Raw genomic sequence first — 19,272 nt, forward strand, 5'->3', positions numbered from 1 at the left:
TAAATCGAGTCAATCGCGGATTTCCTGCCAAGTAAATTCCCACCAAACGAAAAAAGGCGGCCGAAGCCGCCTTTTCTATAAACCTGCGAGTCGAAAAACTTTATTCGGCGGTCGCGGCTTCCGCGGCCTTGGCTGCCTCAGCCTCGGCGGCTGCCTTCTTCTCGGCTGCTTCCTTGGCGGCCGTCTCGGCGGCCAGAGCCTCGGCGGCCGCCACCTTCTCGGCCTCGATACGGGCCTTCTCGGCGTTCAGCGCATCGCGCTCGTCATCGTTCAGCTTGCGGGCGCGCACGCCGGTGTTTTCCGAAATACGGGCCGACTTGCCGCGACGATCGCGCAGATAGTAGAGCTTGGCGCGACGCACCTTGCCGCGGCGAACGATCTCGACGCCCTCGACCATCGGCGAATAGACCGGGAACACGCGCTCGACGCCTTCGCCGTAGGAGATCTTGCGGACGGTGAAATTTTCCTGGAAGCCGGAACCGGCGCGGGCGATGACGACGCCCTCATAGGCCTGGACGCGGGTGCGGGTGCCTTCGGTCACGCGGACCTGGACGCGCACGGTGTCGCCGGGCTGGAATTCGGGAAGCTTGCGCTTGGCTTCGATCTTGGCGGCCTGCTCGGCCTCGAGTTGACGGAGAAGATCCATCTCAAAAATCCACTTCTTGTTCTTCCGACAGCCAGAGCGTCCGACACTCGCCTTGCAGTTCCAATGACCGCTCGGCTATGCCCTTTATCGAAGACATCGGTGTCCAAGACATCGGGCAGGGGCGACTACACCGTCATTGTTGACGGGTCCGGCAGAGTTTTTCTTGCCGGTACGGGCGGGCACATACAGCTATTTCAGCGCTTTGTCACGCCTGACCGGGAGTCTTTTTTGCCCGCATGGCACCATCATAAGCTTCCGGTGCCGGGTTGCGTCCGCGTGCCAGGCTTCCTAAGCCGGGCGCAGCACAGTTTTCCGCGGCGGCCTTCCATGTCCATCTTCGACGCCATCCTGCTTTTCCTGGCGGGCTTTCTGTCAGGCGCCGCCAATGCGGTCGCCGGTGGCGGAACCTTCATCACCTTCGGCGCCATGACATTGGTCGGCCTGCCGCCGATCGTCGCCAATGCCACCTCCTCGGTCACGCAATTTCCAGGCTACATCACCTCGACGCTCGCCTACTGGGATGACATCCGCCATTTCTGGCGTGGCGCATTGCTGCTCTGCCTGATCTCGGCGGTCGGCGCGCTGGCTGGCGCGCTGATCCTGCTGGCGCTTGACAATCCGTCCTTCCGCGTCCTGGTGCCGTGGCTGCTCCTTGGCGCAACGGCCCTGTTTGCCGCCGGGCCGTGGCTGAAACCGGCGCCGAAGCCGGGGCACGAAGCAGCGGTGGGCTCGCTGACCGGTTCATTGGCGCAGTTCATCACCGCCGTTTATGGCGGCTTCTTCGGCGCCGGCATGGGCGTGATGATGCTGGCGACGCTCGGCCTCACGCAAGCCGGCGACTATCACCGGCTGAACGCGCTGAAGAACATGCTGGCCATTGTCATCGCCGCGGTGGCGATCGTTGTCTTCGTCTCGGGCGGCGTTGTCGCCTGGCTGCAGGCGATCATCATGATCCCGGGCGGCGCGCTGGGCGGCTATGCCGGCGTCTGGATCGCCAAGCGCGTGCCGCAGAACGCGGTGCGCGGCTTCGTCGTCGCCGTCGGCCTGTTCCTGGCGTTTTACTATTTCGCTAAGGGGTGAGCCGGATCAGTCTGGTTTCGAAAATCGGAATGACCTCTGGATCGGCGGTAGATGTCGAGGTCGAGCTTTATGCCTCGCTCACCCAGTAACTTCAGCGTCGATGGGGTCAATCCCAAGCCCTGATTTACCTGATCGAGCCAGACGCCGCAGAACATGTCGACCTTGAACCGCCGCACGAGATCGGCCCAAACCGCGACGTCTGACGTGAGCGTCTTCAAGATACTTGCGATCTGGTGATCGAGTTGGTCGCCTTTGTCGCATCCCGACGACAGCCTCCAGAGTCCGTTCAGCGCCATGCGGGGTGGTTGGTTTGGGGGATGCGTATGAATATCCCCTTTCCGAACTGCATAGGTCGGTTGTCCAGCTAAAAGTCTTGTGAGTTCGGCGGGGTCGAGATCATCGCCGAAGAATCTTAGCGACGCCGAACTCTGGGCAATCTCAGCCATTGTCGGCCTGGTCGTTTTCCAACAAATCCGGCCGCCGCTCTTTCGTCAGCGCCTCGGACTCCGCCCGCCGCCAGGCGGCGATCTTCTTGTGATTGCCTGATATCAGCACCTCGGGAATCTCGCGCCCCTCGAATTCCTGTGGGCGCGTGTAATGCGGGTGTTCCAGCAGGCCGTTCTCGAAACTCTCCTCTTCGCCCGACACGGCGTTGCCCATGACGCCGGGCAACAGCCGCACCACCGCGTCGAGCAGCACAAGGGCCGCCGGCTCACCGCCAGAGAGGATGAAATCGCCGATCGAAACCTCTTCCAGTCCGCGCGCCTCGATCAGCCGCTGGTCGACGCCCTCGAAGCGGCCGCACAGGATCACAGCGCCCGGCCCGGCGGCGAGTTCGCGCACGCGCGCCTGCGTCAACGGCTTGCCGCGCGGGCTCATCAGCAGCCGTGGCCGCGCGTCGCCTTCCGGCGAAGCATGGTCGATAGCCCTGGCCAAAACATCGGCACGCATCACCATGCCGGCACCGCCGCCGGCCGGCGTGTCGTCGACGGTGCGATGGCGGTCGGTGGCAAAGTCGCGGATCTGGATCGCTTCCAGCGACCATGTGCCACCTTCCAGCGCCCGGCCGGCCAGCGACAGGCCGAGCGCGCCCGGAAACATCTCGGGATAGAGCGTCAGCACCGATGCTTTGAACGTCACCGGTTGCCCCCGGCGTCGCGCGGTCCGCGCGGTCTGCCCTTCGGATCGAAGTCTTCCTCGCGCGGCGCATCGCCATCCTCGTCCTCGAGCAGCCCGGCCGCCGCCGGGTCGACGCGGACAAAGCCCTCGGCGATCGACACATCAGGCACCGCGGCCTGCGTGAACGGGATCAGCACGCCCTTGCGCCCGCCCAATGTCACATCGAGAATGTCGCCACCGCCGAAATTGTGCACGGCGACGACCTTGCCGATCGCAGCACCGGCATCGTCCCGGACCTCCAGACCGACCAGGTCGGCATGGTAGAATTCGTCCTCCTCGCCATCGTCGGGCAGCATCGAGCGGTCGACAAACAGTTCGGTGCCGGCGAGCGCCTCAGCTGCGTTGCGGTCGGCAACACCCTTGAAGCGGACAACGACGACGGTGTTGGCGGGCCTGATGTCGATGATCTGGAAGGCGCGGCCGTCCCTGGCATAGAGCGGCCCATAATCGGCCAGCGCCAGCGGCTCACCGGTGAAGGTCTTCACCCGCAATTCGCCCTTGATGCCGTGGGCGGCGCCGATCACGGCCATCTGGACGGGGTTCTGGGGCTTGCTCATGGCGCGATATCCTTTGGCTTTGCTCTAACGCTCCCCGATTGTCATTTCAATGACATGGCTCTTCACCGGTTCCTAACCCGGCTGCCGGAAAATGGCGGCTGATGCATGTCGCCCAAAAGTGGAGCCCGGTTTTCGGATGACGACATGCATGAAGACAAATGCATGTCGCCCAAAGGTGGCTCCAGTTTGGGGACAACGGCACGCATGAAGCAAGATTGGAAGCACACCATGCAGGAATTCCTCATCCCGGCAAAACCCGACCTCCAGGCGGCGCGTGAAAGCTGGCTGAGGATGCTGGCGCGCGAGCGCCGGCTGTCGCCGGAGACGGTCGAGGCCTATGAGCGCGACACGCGGCAGTTCCTGCATTTCCTCACTGGCCATTGTGGCGGCTCGCCCGGCATTTCGGACATCGCCAATCTGCGCCCGGCCGATCTGCGCGGCTTCCTCGCCGCCCGCCGCAACGCCGGCGCCGGCGCCCGCACGCTTGGGCGCGGCCTGGCCGGCATCCGTTCGCTGCTGCGGTTCCTCGAACGGCGTGGCCTCGTCAACGCGGCCGGTGCGGCAGCCTTGCGCGCGCCGCGCCAGCCCAAATCACTGCCCAAGCCGCTGACGGCAAGCGATGCCAAGCATGTCGTTTCCGTCGAAGGCCAACTGGCGGAAGAGCCGTGGATCGCCGCCCGCAACGCCGCCGTGCTGACGCTGCTCTACGGCTCCGGCCTGCGCATTTCCGAGGCGCTCGGCCTCGCTGCTGCCGATCTGGCCTTGGCGACCGACACCGTGCTGCGCGTCACCGGCAAGGGCGGCAAGACGCGGCTGGTGCCGGTGCTGCCGGTGGCGCTGCGGGCGATCGCCGAATACCGCCGGCTCTGCCCCTATCATCTCGACCCGAAGGGCCTTTTGTTTCGCGGCGCGCGCGGCGGCCCGCTCAATCCGGCCATAGTCCAGCGCGACATGGCCAAGCTGCGCTCGGCGCTCAACTTGCCCGACACCGCGACGCCGCACGCGCTGCGCCATTCCTTTGCTACGCATCTGCTCGGCCGCGGTGGCGATTTGCGCACCATCCAGGAGCTCCTGGGCCATGCCAGCCTGTCGACGACGCAGATCTACACCGGCGTCGACACTGCCAGGCTGCTCGAAATTTATGAGTCTGCTCACCCAAGGGCATGATCACTTCGTCATCCCTGGGCGAAGCAGCCGCGCAGCGGCGTCGCGAAGAACCTGGGATCCATGCCGCGATCTCAGCCGAAGAATGCCGCGGACCAGAATTCTGAACCGTAGCAGCGCTTTGAAGTCGCGGCATGGATCCCGGGGTCTGCGCCGCGTCGCTGCGCTCCTTGCTCCGCCCCAGGATGACGAAGCGATGGGTGTTTTCGCCAATTCACCAAGGCATGCGGTTTGGTCAACGCAAATAGACCCGTCAAAACGCCTGCGCCGAGTAGCTAGGACCGGTCAAAGACAATTTTGCAGTGCCGATTAACCGTTTTGCCGCTTTTTGCGCCTAGACCTGACCATGATCCCGAAAAGTGGGACCCGGTTTTCGATGAAAAGGTCATGGTCAAACATGAAGACAGCGTCATGAAACGCGTCATCTCCATCGCCGACCGTGCAGCTTCCGTGTCGCTGAAGCTGCTTGTCGCACTCAATGTCCTGTTTTTCCTCTCGTTCCTTGCCGTCTTGCTGCTCGCGGCCGGCAGGGCGCATGCCGAGATCCCCACCTGCACCGGCGCCGACATGCTGTCTGCCTTGCAGAAGAGCGATCCGTCGGCCTATCAGAAGATCGAGACTGAAGCCGCCGCCACGCCGAACGGCAAGGGCCTGCTGTGGAAGCTGGAGAAGCCGGGCGAAAAGCCGTCCTTCCTGTTCGGCACCATGCACATGACCGACCCGCGCGTTACCGCGCTGCCGCCGGCCGCGCAGAAGGCCTATGACGCCGCCGCCACCATCGTCATCGAAACCACCGACGTGCTCGACAAGCAACAGATGATGGCGGCGATGCTTAAGGAGCCGGACCTGATGATGTTCACCGACTCCACGACGCTGTCGTCATTGCTGTCGCCCGACGATGCGGCGGCCATGAATGCCGCACTCGACGCGCGCGGCATCCCGCCGGCGACCGTCGCCAAGATGAAGCCGTGGATGCTCTCGGCCATGATGGCGCTTCCGGCTTGCGAACTCGCCCGCCAGTCCGGCGGCGCCCCGGTGCTCGACGTCAAGCTGGCGGAAGGTGCCAAGGCCGCCGGCAAGCCGGTTGAGGGACTGGAAACGGCTGCCAGCCAATTGCGCGCCATGGCCTCTTTGCCACTGGCCTTTCACATGAAGGGGCTGGTCGACACGCTGAAGCTGGGCGACAAGGTCAACGACATCAACGAAACCATGATCGTTCTCTACCAGCGCGGCGACACCGGTATGTTCTGGCCACTGTTCCGTGCGGCCATGCCCGATGAGCAGGACGACCCCGCAGGCTATGCCGCGTTCGAGGAAACCATGATCACCAGCCGCAACAAGGTGATGGTAGATCATGCCCAGCCGATCCTGGCCAGGGGCAATGCCTTCATGGCGGTCGGAGCCCTCCACCTTCCCGGTCCCGAAGGCCTGGTCGAGGATTTCCGCAAAGCCGGCTATACTGTCACCGCTGTCAACTGAGTCGCCGCATGGTGGTGGAGGATCCGGGCGTCGCGTTTTCGGCGTTTTCCTCGACTAGTGTGAAACCCATTCGACGGTAACGCGTTGATGGCTGTTGTTTGATGTTTTTCATCCACGGAGGACACTTTTATGGCGAACACACCGAATCCAAACGACCCGTTCAATTCGTCCACCAACGCTCCTCGCCCAAGCGGCGGTGGCAGCACCTGGTTGATTGTTCTGGTCGTCGTTATTCTGGCGGTTGTCGCGTATTATGTTTTCGGAAGAAGCGGCGGTGAGCATCCGGCACCTGCCGAGGCGCCGGCGGCCAGCACACCGGCACCTGCGCCGGCTCCTGCAGAACCTATGAAGCCAGCCGAACCGGCTCCGGCCGCGCCCGCTCCCGCGGCGCCTGCCCCAGCGCCCGCACCGGCTCCAGCGCCTGCGCCGGCTCCTGCCGCACCGGCCAACTGATCAGGCTCGATATCAAATACGAACGGCCCGCCAAAAGGCGGGCCGTTTTGTTTTGGGGAGCTTCTTCTGGCAGCAAAATGGTATGCCAAGCGTCGAACCGAGGGCTGCGTTTCCTAGATGTGGATCGGCTTGAAGAAGGTCGCCAGCGCCGCCTCCTTGACCGCTTCCGACATCGTCGGGTGTGCATGGCACGTGCGGGCAAGATCCTCGGACGAGCCACCGAATTCCATCAGCACCGCCGCCTCGTGGATCATCTCGCCGGCGCCGAAGCCGACAATATGGACGCCGAGCACGCGGTCGCTTGCCTTGTCGGCGAGGATCTTGACGAAACCGTCGGTGTGCAGCATCGCGCGCGCCCGGCCATTGGCGGTGAACGGGAATTTCCCCGCCTTGTACTCGATGCCGGCCTTCTTCAATTCCTCCTCGGTCTTGCCGACCGAGGCGATTTCCGGACTGGTGTAGACGACACTCGGAATGACGTCATAGTTCACGTGGCCGGCCTGGCCGGCGATGGTTTCCGCCACCGCCACGCCCTCGTCCTCGGCCTTGTGTGCCAGCATCGGCCCGGCGATGACATCGCCAATGGCGTAGATGCCGGGCACGTTGGTTCTGAGATGGCCATCGGTCGTGACCCGGCCACGCTCGTCGACCTCGACGCCGGCTTCCTTGAGCCCGAGAGTGTCGGAATAGGCGCGGCGCCCGGTGGCGATCAGCACCGCGTCGGCCTCGATGGTCTCGGCAGCGCCACCCTTGACCGGCTCGAAGGTGACGGTCGCGCCCTTCTTGGCCTTGGCGACACCGGTGACCTTGGCGCCGAGCTTGAACTCGAAACCCTGCTTCGACAGCATTCGCTGGAACTGCTTGGAGACCTCGCCGTCCATGCCACCCAGGATGGTGTCGAGGAATTCGACGACGGTGACCTTGGCGCCAAGCCGCGCCCACACAGAGCCGAGCTCGAGGCCGATGACACCGCCGCCGACCACCACCAGATGACCGGGCACTTTCTCCAGCGACAGCGCGCCGGTCGACGACACGATCACCTTCTCGTCGATGTCGACCTTGACGCCGGGAATGCCGGCGACATCCGAACCGGTGGCGATGACGATGTTCTTGGTCTCGATCTCCTCGACCTTACCGTCCTCGCCGGTCACCGAGACTTTGCCCGCGGCGATCACCTTGCCGGTGCCGCGGAAGCTGTCGATCTTGTTCTTCTTGAACAGGAAGGCGACGCCGTTGACGTTCGACGCCACTGTCGCGTCCTTGTGCGCCATCATCTTCTTCAGGTTCAATTTCGGCGCGGCGATCTCAACACCGAGCGTGTCGAAGGAATGGCCCGCCTCGGCGAACATCTCGGAGGCATAAAGCAGCGCCTTGGACGGAATGCAGCCGATGTTGAGGCAGGTGCCGCCGAAGGTCGCGTTCTTCTCGACCACCGCCGTCTTCAGCCCGAGCTGCGCCGCCTTGATGGCGCAGACATAGCCGCCCGGTCCCGATCCGATGATAACGACGTCATAAGCCATGATACTGTCCTTCTTGATTGGGGCTCAGCGGCCGCCGCTTACATTCAGGATCGCGCCCGTCGTATAGGACGCGGCGTCGGATAAAAGATAGAGAACCGCACCAGCGACTTCATCAGCCGTTCCGGCTCTTTTCATCGGAAGCGTATCCTGGATGAGTGCCACCCGGTTCGGCTGTCCGCCGGAGGCATGGATGTCCGTATCGATGATGCCCGGGCGCACCGCATTGACGCGGATGCCTTCCAGTGCCACCTCGCGGGCGAGCCCGACGGTGAACGTGTCAATGGCGCCCTTGGAGGCGGCATAGTCGACATAGTTGTCCGCGGCGCCAAGCACCGCCGCAGCCGACGAGATGTTGACGATGGCGCCGCCCTTGCCGCCGTGGCGCGTCGACATGCGCTTCACCGCCTCGCGGGCGCACAGGAACGAACCAACGACATTGATGCGCATCATGCGCTCCAGCCGCGAAAAATCCATCTCGTCGACGCGAGCCTTGGCGTCGACGATGCCGGCATTGTTGACGAAGGCATCGAGCCGGCCATAGGCGCGGTCGACGGCACCGAACATAGCAATGATATCGGCCTCGACGCCGACATCGCCCTTGACGGCAAGAGCGTCGCCGCCGGCGGCCTGGATCTCTGCGACCAGCGCATCGGCGGCGTCCTTATTCGCAGCGTAGTTGACCGCGACGCGGTAGCCGGTCTTCGAGCCGAGCCGGCAGATCGCGGCGCCGATGCCGCGGCTGCCGCCGGTGACCAGCAGCACCTTTTGCGTATCGGTCATTCCTGGCATCCCTTCAAGGCAAACACATCCCACGGCACTTTCGAAAATCCATTGCCGCCATAGGCCGAGGATTGACGCAGCGACTGCCCAAGATCCGGCAGGATCAGCGTCTTCGGCGCCTCGACGCCTTCGGCCGGCAGCAGGCCGATGCTGCCCTTGTCATCCGACGTGTAGATGACGCCGTGCCAAGCCGTACAGGCGGCGAGCTCCTCGCCGGTGACGTCGCCCTCGGGGCATTTGTACATCAGCACGCCGTTCGGCCGCGACACGCCCTCGTTCCACATGACGATGCCGTTCAGCACCACATTGTTGTCGAGGATCACCCGGAAGCTGTTGGTGACGGTCGCTGAGGTGCCGGTCGGGCTAAAATCGATCTCACTGCCGCTTTGGGCCTCGCCATAGACGGCGAGTTCGATCGGGCAGGCTGCGATTGTGGCGGAGCCGGTGAACAAAACAGCCAGAGATCCCGCTAGGCATGCGATGGCGGACGACAAGGGGCTTTGCATCGCGGCGACCTACTGGCTCTCGCGGCCATCGGCGTTTTCAAGCACTTCAAAGTCGGTCATCAGCAGCAGCGGCTCGCCAGCCGCGCTGAGGCCCCAGAACGATGGATAGATTCCGTCACCCCAGCCGCTCCAGAACATCGCAATGTTGAGGGGATTGCCGACAACGGGGTGATGCATCGCGAACCGATCCTGGTTGGGCGCAAACTCGGCCGCCAGGACGTCGTCATAGTAATTCTGCTTGGCTTCAAGCTTGTCCTGCTGCTCAGACATCAACGCCATTGCCATCTTGTCCATGAACGAACCAAGACCGGCATCGACGGGATATCCAAATACCTCGTTGCCCTTCAGGGTCGATGCATCCTGATCGGGCAAGGTTGCCAGCTCCCAGCGAAACGGCCTGCCGGGCCGGAAGCGCAGGACTGCTGCAGCAACACGGCCTTGTGCCTCAAGCAACGATACCGGGTAGCGCCCTGGTCTGACCTTGCGGCTTAACGCTGGCCAGTCGGTTCCGGTAGTCAGGGGATCGCAGGCGACAATTTCGCCTGTCGGCAAATCCAGCTCGCCGATCACCGTGACGGTTATCTCGCGCTCCGCCATTTGCGCATCGCTCAGGTCGAAGAGGCCGAGATTGCTGCTCGCCTGCGCCGGATCCCATTCGGCCGACACCACCGCCGGCGTGGACATAGAGGTCCACGGCCCGCGCCGCAAAATCCGTAGCGCACGGCCCAGCTTGAACCCTAGCTGCTCCAGCAAGCCGCTCATTGCGGATCAGTCCCGCTCACAGATCGAGAACCAGCCGTTCCGGATCCTCCAGGCTTTCCTTGACGCGGACCAGGAAGGTCACCGCTTCCTTGCCGTCGACGATGCGGTGATCGTAGCTGAGCGCCAGATACATCATCGGCCGGATCACGATCTGGCCACCGACCACCACCGGCCGGTCCTGGATCTTGTGCATGCCCAGAATGCCCGACTGCGGCGCGTTGAGGATCGGCGTCGACATCAGCGACCCGTAGACGCCGCCGTTGGAAATCGTAAACGTGCCGCCCTGCATGTCGGCGACCGACAGCTTGCCATCGCGCGCGGCGATGCCCAGGCGGCCGATCTCCTTCTCGATCTCGGCGATCGACATCTGATCGGCATCGCGCACGACCGGCACAACCAGGCCCTTTTCGGTGCCGACGGCGACGCCGATATGGGCATAGTTCTTGAAGATAATGTCGGTGCTGTCGATCTCGGCGTTGACCGAGGGGATTTCCTTCAAGGCGTGGGTGACGGCCTTGGTGAAGAAGCCCATGAAGCCAAGCTTCACGCCGTGCTTCTTCTCGAACACGTCCTTGTACTTGGTCCTGAGCGCCATCACCGCGCTCATGTCGACCTCGTTGAAGGTGGTCAGCATGGCGGCGGTCGACTGCGCTTCCTTGAGCCGGCGCGCGATGGTCTGGCGCAATTTGGTCATGCGCACGCGCTCCTCGCGCGACGCATCGTCGCCCGAGGACGGCGCCCGCACCGCAACCGGCGCCGGCGCTGCCCTGGGGGTCTCGGCCGGCTGTGACGGCGCGCCCTTGGAGATCGCGTCGAGCACGTCGCCCTTGAGCACCTGGCCGCGCTTGCCGGAACCCGAGAGCTGGTCGACAGCGAGATTGTTCTCGGCGATCAGTTTTGCCGCGGCCGGGGCCGGCGGCATGCTACGAGGCTCGACCGCGCCGGCGTCGCCGGCGATCTTGGCGGTTTCGGCGGCGGCCTGCTTGCCGGTCGATGCCGCATCCGGCGACGAGCCCTGCGACACCGCCTGTGGCTTGGTCGCCGGAACGGCGGCGTCGCCACCTGCGGAAATCGAACCCAGCAGCGCGCCGACGCCGACCGTCTCCCCTTCCTTCACGGTGATCTCGCCCAGCGTACCGGCGGCGGCGGCAGGCACCTCCACCGTCACCTTGTCGGTCTCGAGCTCGACCAGCGGTTCATCGGCGGCGATCGTGTCGCCGACCTTCTTGAACCATTTGCCGACAGTCGCTTCGGTGACGGATTCGCCGAGCGTGGGAACGCGGATTTCGGTAGCCATTGTGCCTGTCCGTTTCTTCCTGAGTTATTCGCCCAGATCTGTTCTATTCACCCGAGTCTCTTCTATTCACCGAGCGCGTCTTCGAGCAAGGCGGCGAGCTGGGCAAGGTGCTTCGACATCAGTCCGGTCGCCGGTGAGGCGGCCGCCGGGCGCCCGGTGTAGCGCACCCGCTGATGCTTGGCGTCGATATGCGCCAGCACCCATTCCAGATACGGGTCGATGAACGACCAGGCGCCCATGTTCTTGGGCTCTTCCTGGCACCACACCATCTCTGCATTGCGGAAACGCGACAGTTCCGTAATCAGCGCCTTGGCCGGGAACGGATAGAGCTGTTCGACGCGCAGCAGGTAGATGTCGTTGATGCCGCGCTTCTCGCGCTCCTCGTAGAGGTCGTAATAGACCTTGCCCGAGCACAGCACGACGCGGCGGATCTTCGAATCCTTGGTGAGCTTGATCGCCTGGTTGGGAAGCAGCTGGGCATCGTCCCACAACAGCCGGTGGAACGAGCTTTCGCCCGAGATTTCCGGCAGCGTCGACACCGCCCGCTTGTGGCGCAGCAGCGACTTCGGCGTCATCAGGATCAGCGGCTTGCGGAAGTCGCGCTTCAACTGCCGGCGCAGGATGTGGAAATAGTTAGCCGGCGTCGTGCAGTTGGCCACTTGCATGTTGTCTTCGGCGCAAAGCTGCAGGAAGCGCTCGAGCCGGGCCGAGGAATGCTCCGGTCCCTGGCCTTCATAGCCATGCGGCAAGAGGCAGACGAGGCCCGACATTCGGAGCCACTTGCGCTCGCCCGACGAGATGAACTGGTCGAACACCACCTGGGCGCCGTTGGCGAAATCGCCGAACTGCGCCTCCCACAAGGTCAGCGCCTTCGGCTCGGCCAGGCTGTAGCCATATTCGAAGCCCAGCACCGCCTCTTCCGACAACATCGAGTTGATGACTTCGTAGCCGGCCTGCGCCGCCGACAGATTGTTGAGCGGGATGTAGCGGGTCTCGTCGCGCTGGTCGTAGAGCACGGAATGCCGCTGCGAGAAGGTGCCGCGTTCGGAATCCTGGCCCGACAGGCGGATCGGATTGCCGTCGAGCAGGATGGCGCCGAAGGCCAGCGCCTCGGCCGTCGACCAGTCGATGCCTTCGCCGGACTCGATCGCCTGGCGGCGGTTCTCGAGGAAGCGGATGATCGTCTTGTGCGCCTCGAAATCCTTCGGCACCTCGGTCAGCTTCTTGCCGATTTCCTTCAGCGTCTTGACCGGCACGGCGGTCTTGCCGCGCCGCTGTTCGTCCTGGTTGTCGGCCGTGCGCAGGCCCGACCAGGCGCCGTCCAGCCAGTCGGCCTTGTTGGGCTTGTAGCTCTGGCCGACTTCCCACTCGGATTCCAGATGCGCCCGCCAGTCGGCCTTCAGCTGGTCGAGTTCGGCCTGGGTGATGTGGCCCTCAGCGATCAGCCGGTCGCCATAGATCTGCACCGTCGTCTTGTGGGTGCGGATGTTGCGGTACATGATCGGCTGGGTGAAGGCCGGTTCGTCGCCCTCATTATGGCCGAAGCGGCGGTAGCAGAACATGTCGACCACGACCGGCTTGTGGAACTTCATGCGAAATTCGATCGCCACCTTGGTGGCATGCACCACGGCTTCCGGATCGTCGCCATTGACGTGGAAGATCGGCGCTTCGATCATTTTGGCCACATCAGACGGATAGGGCGACGAGCGCGAGAACCGCGGATTGGTGGTGAAGCCGATCTGGTTGTTGATGATGAAATGCAGCGTGCCGGCAACGCGATGGCCGCGCAGACCCGACAGGCCGAGGATTTCGGCGATCACGCCCTGGCCGGCGAAGGCGGCATCGCCGTGCAGCAGCAGCGGCAGCACCTTGGCGCGCTCTTCCAGCGGCACGATTTCCTCGCGGCTGCGGCCGAACAGATAGTCCTGCTTGGCGCGCGCCTTGCCCATCACCACCGGATCGACGATTTCCAGGTGCGAGGGATTGGCGGTCAAGGACAGATGCACCTTGTTGCCGTCGAACTCGCGGTCCGACGAGGCGCCGAGATGGTACTTGACGTCGCCCGAACCTTCGACCTCGTCGGGAGCAGCCGAACCGCCCTTGAACTCGTGGAAGATGGCGCGATGCGGCTTGGCCATCACCTGGGAGAGCACGTTCAGCCGGCCGCGATGCGCCATGCCGAGCACGATCTCCTTCATGCCGAGCTGGCCGCCCCGCTTGACGATCTGCTCCAGCGCCGGGATCAGCGATTCACTGCCATCGAGGCCGAAGCGCTTGGTGCCCTTGTATTTGACATCGATGAACTGCTCGAAGCCTTCGGCCTCGACCAGCTTCTGCAGGATCGCCTTCTTGCCGGTGGCGGTGAAGGAGATCTCCTTGTCGGCGCCCTCGATGCGAGCCTGGATCCAGGCCTTTTCCTCGGGATCGGAAATATGCATGAACTCGACGCCCAGCGTCGAGCAATAGGTGCGCGTCAGGATCTCCAGCATCTGCCGGATGGTGCCGAATTCGAGCCCGAGCACATTGTCGAGGAAGATCGGCCGGTCGTAGTCGGCGGCGGTGAAGCCGTAATTCTCCGGCGACAATTCGTTGTAGTCCTCGAGCGGCTTGGCGATGCCGAGCGGGTCGAGATTGGCGTGCAGATGGCCGCGCATGCGGTAGGCGCGGATCATCATGATGGCGCGCACCGAATCGCGCGTCGCCTGGTGCACGTCGGCGTCGGAAAGGATGATACCGTTGGTGACCGCCTTATCCTTGACCTTCTTTTCCAGATGCTTCTCGACGATGCCCCAGTTGCCGTCGAGCGCCGACACCAGTTCGCCATTGGCCTGCAGCGGCCAGGAGGGCTTGGCCCAGGAGGCGCCCTTGGCGTTCTTGCGGACGTCGCCGGCGTCGTCCTTCAGCCCGGCGAAGAACTCCTGCCATTCGGGATTGACCGAGGCTGGATCGTCCTCATAGGCGGCATAGAGCGCGTCGATGTAGTCGGCGTTGCCGCCATAGAGGAAAGAGGTGAGGGAAAATTGGTCGTTGGCCTGATCTTGTCTTGCCATGTCTCTATCGAAGCCTTGGCTTCGTCTCCTTGTCAGAGCGAATAGGGAGTAGCGAGTAGGGATTTTCCCCAGGTCGCGCCGTTACTCCGTTTCCTATTCGCTATTCACTACTACTTAACCCTTGATCGCCTCGACCAGCGTCGTGCCCAGCCGAGCAGGCGAGGGCGAAACTCTTATCCCGGCCGATTCCATCGCCGCGATCTTGTCCTCAGCGCCGCCCTTGCCGCCGGAGATGACCGCTCCCGCATGACCCATGGTGCGGCCGGCCGGCGCAGTGCGCCCGGCGATGAAGCCGGCCATCGGCTTTTTGCGGCCACGCTTGGCTTCGTCCTTGAGGAACTGCGCGGCGTCTTCCTCGGCCGAACCGCCGATCTCGCCGATCATGATGATCGACTTGGTCTCGTCATCGGCGAGGAACATCTCGAGCACGTCGATGAATTCGGTGCCCTTGACAGGGTCGCCGCCAATGCCGACGGCGGTGGTCTGGCCGAGGCCGACATTGGTGGTCTGGAACACAGCCTCATAGGTAAGTGTTCCCGAGCGCGAAACAACGCCGACCGAGCCCTTGCGGAAGATGTTTCCCGGCATGATGCCGATCTTGCATTCGTTGGGGGTGAGCACGCCCGGGCAGTTCGGGCCGATCAGCCGCGAGGCCGAGCGGTCGAGCCGCGCCTTGACCTTGATCATGTCCATCACCGGAATGCCTTCGGTGATGCAGATGATCAGCGGGATCTCGGCCTCGATCGCTTCCAGGATCGCTTCGGCGGCGCCCGCCGGCGGCACATAGACGACGGAGGCGTTGGCGCCGGTCTTTTCCTTACCCTCGGCGACGGTGGCGAAGATCGGCAGGCTCTCGCCCTTCGAGCCGGTCCAGGTCTCGCCACCCTTCTTGGGATGGATGCCGCCGACCATCTTGGTGCCGTGATAGGCCAGCGCCTGTTCGGTGTGGAACGTACCGGTCTTGCCGGTCAGGCCTTGCACAAGCACCCTGGTGTTCTTGTCGACGAGAATGGACATGGTGGCCCTTTTTCTTAGAAATCGTTGATCGAGGAAGGTGAGACACGGCTGTAGACGCCGCTCACCATGTCTTGCCAGACATCGCTGCCGGCCGGTTGGAACTGCAGTCGCATGCGGTAACTGTCATTGCTGTCGAGATCGTAGGTCACCCGGGCCGACCCGCGCAGCGACGAGCGCAGAAGCGTCAGCGTATTGCCATCCCAGGTGCCTGTAGCCGGTGCGGTCGGCACAAAGCCCATCGAGTCGAATTGATGCATGGTTACGACGCTGCTTTGCTGGTCGAAGCCGAACACGCTGTGCGCGCCGAACGACACCGTGCCGTCGCGGCGCTGGCGATAGCGCTGCACCACGAACAGGCCGCCAAATTCAGCCACGGCAACGGCTTCGGCCGTCGCTGTGCCGGCATCTGTCCATTGCGTGGCCGCCACATCTTCCTCGCCACGCCAAGTGCCGACCAGCGCTTGCAGGCGCTGGTGGTCGGACGAGAGCGAAGAGAAGGAGGCCGCGTTCATGGTCAGAGCCGCTTCAGGTCGGCGACTGTGAGGTCGCTCTTGGCGTTTCCTGTGTTGAGCGTCGTCGCCGGCTCGAACATCAGCACCACCGGTTCCTTGCTGAGCGAACGCGGCCGGTGCTCGACGCCGCGCGGGACGACCACGAAGTCGCCCTCGCCGAGCTCGACCGGACCGTCGCGGAAATCGATGGCAATGCGGCCGCGTAGCACGAGGAAGGCTTCATCCTCATTGTCATGCGCGTGCCAGTCGAAGACCTGGCCGAACTTGGCGACTTTCGCCTGGCTGTCATTGACGTCGCCGGCAATATGCGGATCGAAGACCTTGTTGATCTTTTGATCCGCCGCCTCGACCAGGTTTATCTTGCGCGGAGGCACCTGATCAGCCCTTCACCGCCGCCACGATCTTCTTGGCCGCGTCGTCGAGATCATCTGCCGACACCACGTTGAGGCCGCTGTCGTTGATGATCTTCTTGCCGAGCTCGGCATTGGTGCCTTCCAGGCGCACCACCAGCGGCACTTCCAGGCCGACTTCCTTGACCGCGGCAATCACGCCCTCGGCGATGATGTCGCACTTCATGATACCGCCGAAGATGTTGATCAGGATGCCCTTGACCGCCGGATCCTTGGTGATGATCTTGAACGCCGCTGTCACCTTCTCCTTCGACGCGCCGCCGCCGACATCGAGGAAGTTGGCCGGCTCGGCGCCATAGAGCTTGATGATATCCATCGTCGCCATGGCGAGGCCGGCGCCGTTGACCATGCAGCCGATATTGCCGTCGAGCGCCACATAGGCGAGGTCGTATTTTGACGCCTCGATCTCCTTCTCGTCCTCTTCGGTGGTGTCGCGCAGTTCGAGCACGTCGGGATGGCGGAACAGCGCGTTGTTGTCGAACGACACTTTTGCGTCCAGCACGCGCAGCCGGCCGTTCTTCATGACGATCAGCGGGTTGACCTCGAGCAGGCTCATGTCCTTCTCGACAAAGGCCTTGTAGAGGATCGGGAACAGCGTATCGCCATCCCGGCCGGCGTCGCCCTCGAGCTTCAGCGCGCCGTTGAGCGCCTTCAGATCGGCCGCTGTGACGCCCTTTTCCGGGTCGATGGCGACGGTGATGATCTTTTCCGGCGTGTCGTGCGCGACCGCCTCGATGTCCATGCCGCCTTCGGTCGAGACGACGAAGGCAACGCGGCCGACCGAGCGGTCGACCAGGATCGACAGATAGAGTTCGCGCTCGATGTCGGCGCCGTCTTCGATATAGAGGCGGTTGACCTGCTTGCCGGCCGGACCGGTCTGCTTGGTCACCAGCGTATGCCCGAGCATTTCGTTGGCGTTGGCGACCACGTCGGCCACCGACTTCGCCAGCCTGACGCCACCCTTGGCATCAGGGCCGAGTTCCTTGAACTTGCCCTTGCCGCGGCCGCCGGCATGGATCTGGCTCTTCACCACATAGAGCGGGCCGGGCAGCGCCTTGGCGGCGGCTTCCGCCTCGCTCGCCTTGAACACCGGCACGCCTTCGGCCACCGGCGCGCCAAAGCTCTTCAGCAGCGCCTTGCCCTGATACTCATGGATGTTCATCTTCGATGTCTCCGGGTCGACTGCTGGGGGTTACTTCGAGGCGAGCTGCGGCGCGATCTTGACGCAGGCCTCGGTCAGGCCCTGCACCGTCGCCACCGAAGCGTCGAACATCTTCTGCTCGCTCTTGTTGAGGTCGATCTCGATGATGCGCTCGACGCCGCCGGCGCCGATCACCACGGGCACGCCGACATAGGTGTTCTTGACGCCATACTGGCCGGAAAGATACGCCGCGCACGGCAGCACGCGCTTCTTGTCCTTGAGATAGGCTTCCGCCATCGAGATCGCCGAGGCGGCCGGTGCGTAATAGGCCGAGCCGGTCTTGAGCAGGCCGACGATCTCGGCGCCGCCGTCGCGGGTGCGCTGGACGATCTGGTCGAGCTTTTCCTTCGACGTCCAGCCCATCTTGATCAGGTCGGGCAGCGGGATGCCGGAAACCGTCGAATAGCGGATCATCGGCACCATGGAATCGCCATGGCCGCCGAGCACGAAGGCGGTGACGTCCTCGACCGAGACCTTGAATTCCTCGGCCAGGAAATAGCGGAAGCGCGAACTGTCGAGCACGCCGGCCATGCCGACGACATGGCTCTTGGGCAGGCTCGAGAACTTCTGCAGCGCCCAGACCATGGCGTCGAGCGGGTTGGTGATGCAGATCACGAAGGCCTTCGGCGCATACTTCTTCAGGCCGGCGCCGACCTGTTCCATGACTTTGAGATTGATGCCGAGCAGGTCGTCGCGGCTCATGCCCGGCTTGCGCGGCACGCCGGCGGTGACGATGCAGACGTCGGCACCCTCGATGCCGGCATAGTCGTTGACGCCGGTGAGACGACTGTCGAAGCCATCGACCGGCGACGACTGCGCGATATCCAGCCCCTTGCCTTGCGGGATACCCTCGGCAATATCGAACAGCACGACGTCGCCGAGGTCCTTGAGACCGATCATGTGGGCGAGCGTGCCGCCGATCATGCCAGAGCCGATAAGCGCTATCTTGTTGCGTGCCATGTCAGGATGTTTTCCCTTTGTCAGTGACGGCGCCCAAGTCCTTGGCGACTTGGTTGGCGGCGTCGAGGAAGAGGCCGGAATGCTGCGAGGAACCCGCGGATTTTCGCCGCACCAAATAGCCTTGGTGCAAGATAAATTCAATCGATTATTTCGGAGCTAGCATTTTCAATCGGTTAGATAGATTGGGATTTACGTAAACGTCAAAGTTTGTAAGCCGACTTGAGAGAATTTACACAATGAAGATGGAAATCCGAAGGCTATTCCCAGGCGATGACGCCCTTGTGATGCAGGTCGCCGAGGATGTGTTCGACGAGCCGGTCAGGCCGGATCGGCTGGCAGCCTATCTCCGCGAACCAGGCCATTTCATGATCGTGGCGCTCGCCGACGGAGTGGTCGTCGGGCAATGCGCCGCCGTCATCCACCGCCACCCCGACAAGGTCAGCGAGCTCTATATAGACGAGGTCGGCGTTTCGCCGGCCTTCCAGCGCCAGGGCATCGCGCGAGACATGCTCGACGCGATGTTTGCGATTGGCCGTGACCATGGCTGCGAGGAGGCCTGGGTCGGCACCGAGCCGGGCAATGTGCCTGCCCGCGCGCTCTATGAGTCGCGCAAAGAGCCGCATGGGCCGGCAGAAGATTTCGTGATGTATCTGTATGCGCTTTAGATCTTTGGCGCCGGCGAGACAGACGAGGGGCAGG

Annotated in this window: 19 protein-coding genes; 4 read left to right on the top strand and 15 right to left on the bottom strand. The window is 63.4% G+C overall.

Annotated features, from left to right (window positions below; translation table 11 throughout):
- Positions 1 to 100: 100 nt before the first annotated feature.
- The gene (gene rplS, locus AC1D2G_RS01515) at positions 101 to 646 is read right to left on the bottom strand and encodes a 50S ribosomal protein L19 (protein ID WP_095084028.1); all 546 of its coding nucleotides are present in this window, start codon (positions 644 to 646) and stop codon (positions 101 to 103) included.
- Between the two features lie 327 nt (positions 647 to 973).
- On the opposite strand from rplS, the gene AC1D2G_RS01520 reads away from it, so the two are divergent.
- The gene (locus tag AC1D2G_RS01520) at positions 974 to 1,726 is read left to right on the top strand and encodes a sulfite exporter TauE/SafE family protein (protein WP_477411633.1); all 753 of its coding nucleotides are present in this window, start codon (positions 974 to 976) and stop codon (positions 1,724 to 1,726) included.
- Here the strand turns inward: AC1D2G_RS01520 and AC1D2G_RS01525 are convergent.
- Genes AC1D2G_RS01525 through rimM form a run of 3 tightly spaced genes read right to left on the bottom strand, consistent with a single transcriptional unit; the run spans position 1,708 to position 3,462 of the window.
- The gene (locus AC1D2G_RS01525; RefSeq protein ID WP_477411634.1) at positions 1,708 to 2,172 is read right to left on the bottom strand and encodes a DUF4279 domain-containing protein; all 465 of its coding nucleotides are present in this window, start codon (positions 2,170 to 2,172) and stop codon (positions 1,708 to 1,710) included. The genes AC1D2G_RS01520 and AC1D2G_RS01525 overlap by 19 nt on opposite strands.
- Positions 2,165 to 2,866, bottom strand: coding sequence for a tRNA (guanosine(37)-N1)-methyltransferase TrmD (gene trmD, locus AC1D2G_RS01530; protein ID WP_477411635.1), 702 nt, complete (start codon positions 2,864 to 2,866; stop codon positions 2,165 to 2,167). The genes AC1D2G_RS01525 and trmD overlap by 8 nt, the downstream gene beginning before the upstream one ends.
- A complete protein-coding gene (gene rimM, locus AC1D2G_RS01535) occupies positions 2,863 to 3,462 on the bottom strand; it encodes a ribosome maturation factor RimM (RefSeq protein ID WP_477224712.1) in 600 nt (199 codons plus the stop codon). Before rimM ends, trmD begins: the two co-directional genes overlap by 4 nt.
- A 228-nt stretch (positions 3,463 to 3,690) precedes the next feature.
- On the opposite strand from rimM, the gene AC1D2G_RS01540 reads away from it, so the two are divergent.
- Together AC1D2G_RS01540 and AC1D2G_RS01545 are read left to right on the top strand one after the other, a co-directional pair.
- Positions 3,691 to 4,629 carry a tyrosine recombinase XerC gene (locus tag AC1D2G_RS01540; protein WP_477412417.1) on the top strand — a complete coding sequence of 313 codons (939 nt, stop codon included), beginning with the start codon at positions 3,691 to 3,693 and terminating at the stop codon, positions 4,627 to 4,629.
- A gap of 408 nt (positions 4,630 to 5,037) precedes the next feature.
- Positions 5,038 to 6,105: a TraB/GumN family protein gene (locus tag AC1D2G_RS01545; RefSeq protein WP_477412419.1), complete on the top strand. Its 1,068-nt coding sequence runs from the start codon at positions 5,038 to 5,040 to the stop codon at positions 6,103 to 6,105.
- Positions 6,106 to 6,671: 566 nt separating this feature from the next.
- Here the strand turns inward: AC1D2G_RS01545 and lpdA are convergent.
- From lpdA to mdh, 11 genes are all read right to left on the bottom strand, one after another.
- Positions 6,672 to 8,078, bottom strand: coding sequence for a dihydrolipoyl dehydrogenase (lpdA, locus tag AC1D2G_RS01550; protein WP_477392400.1), 1,407 nt, complete (start codon positions 8,076 to 8,078; stop codon positions 6,672 to 6,674).
- A gap of 24 nt (positions 8,079 to 8,102) precedes the next feature.
- On the bottom strand, positions 8,103 to 8,858 hold the full coding sequence (locus AC1D2G_RS01555) for an SDR family oxidoreductase (RefSeq protein ID WP_477411637.1): 756 nt from the start codon (positions 8,856 to 8,858) through the stop codon (positions 8,103 to 8,105).
- Entirely contained in the window at positions 8,855 to 9,364 is a 510-nt protein-coding gene (locus AC1D2G_RS01560) for a hypothetical protein (protein ID WP_477224714.1), read from the bottom strand. Before AC1D2G_RS01560 ends, AC1D2G_RS01555 begins: the two co-directional genes overlap by 4 nt.
- A gap of 9 nt (positions 9,365 to 9,373) precedes the next feature.
- Complete coding sequence (locus AC1D2G_RS01565; RefSeq protein WP_477411638.1) at positions 9,374 to 10,126, bottom strand: DUF4241 domain-containing protein; 753 nt, start codon at positions 10,124 to 10,126, stop codon at positions 9,374 to 9,376.
- Positions 10,127 to 10,142: 16 nt separating this feature from the next.
- The gene (gene odhB / locus AC1D2G_RS01570) at positions 10,143 to 11,423 is read right to left on the bottom strand and encodes a 2-oxoglutarate dehydrogenase complex dihydrolipoyllysine-residue succinyltransferase (protein WP_477411639.1); all 1,281 of its coding nucleotides are present in this window, start codon (positions 11,421 to 11,423) and stop codon (positions 10,143 to 10,145) included.
- A 62-nt stretch (positions 11,424 to 11,485) separates the two neighbouring features.
- Complete coding sequence (locus AC1D2G_RS01575) at positions 11,486 to 14,473, bottom strand: 2-oxoglutarate dehydrogenase E1 component (protein ID WP_477305337.1); 2,988 nt, start codon at positions 14,471 to 14,473, stop codon at positions 11,486 to 11,488.
- A 114-nt stretch (positions 14,474 to 14,587) separates the two neighbouring features.
- Positions 14,588 to 15,490, bottom strand: a complete 903-nt coding sequence (gene sucD, locus AC1D2G_RS01580) for a succinate--CoA ligase subunit alpha (RefSeq protein ID WP_477411640.1) — start codon at positions 15,488 to 15,490, stop codon at positions 14,588 to 14,590.
- A 14-nt stretch (positions 15,491 to 15,504) separates the two neighbouring features.
- Positions 15,505 to 16,002, bottom strand: coding sequence for a DUF1579 family protein (locus tag AC1D2G_RS01585; RefSeq protein ID WP_477411641.1), 498 nt, complete (start codon positions 16,000 to 16,002; stop codon positions 15,505 to 15,507).
- A gap of 2 nt (positions 16,003 to 16,004) precedes the next feature.
- Positions 16,005 to 16,376, bottom strand: a complete 372-nt coding sequence (locus tag AC1D2G_RS01590; RefSeq protein WP_477411642.1) for a cupin domain-containing protein — start codon at positions 16,374 to 16,376, stop codon at positions 16,005 to 16,007.
- Positions 16,377 to 16,380: 4 nt separating this feature from the next.
- The gene (sucC, locus tag AC1D2G_RS01595; RefSeq protein WP_477411643.1) at positions 16,381 to 17,574 is read right to left on the bottom strand and encodes an ADP-forming succinate--CoA ligase subunit beta; all 1,194 of its coding nucleotides are present in this window, start codon (positions 17,572 to 17,574) and stop codon (positions 16,381 to 16,383) included.
- Positions 17,575 to 17,604: 30 nt separating this feature from the next.
- On the bottom strand, positions 17,605 to 18,573 hold the full coding sequence (gene mdh / locus AC1D2G_RS01600; protein WP_477411644.1) for a malate dehydrogenase: 969 nt from the start codon (positions 18,571 to 18,573) through the stop codon (positions 17,605 to 17,607).
- A 236-nt stretch (positions 18,574 to 18,809) separates the two neighbouring features.
- On the opposite strand from mdh, the gene AC1D2G_RS01605 reads away from it, so the two are divergent.
- A complete protein-coding gene (locus tag AC1D2G_RS01605) occupies positions 18,810 to 19,238 on the top strand; it encodes an N-acetyltransferase family protein (RefSeq protein WP_477411645.1) in 429 nt (142 codons plus the stop codon).
- Positions 19,239 to 19,272: the final 34 nt, after the last annotated feature.

Source organism: Mesorhizobium sp. P2_C7, assembly GCF_056404515.1.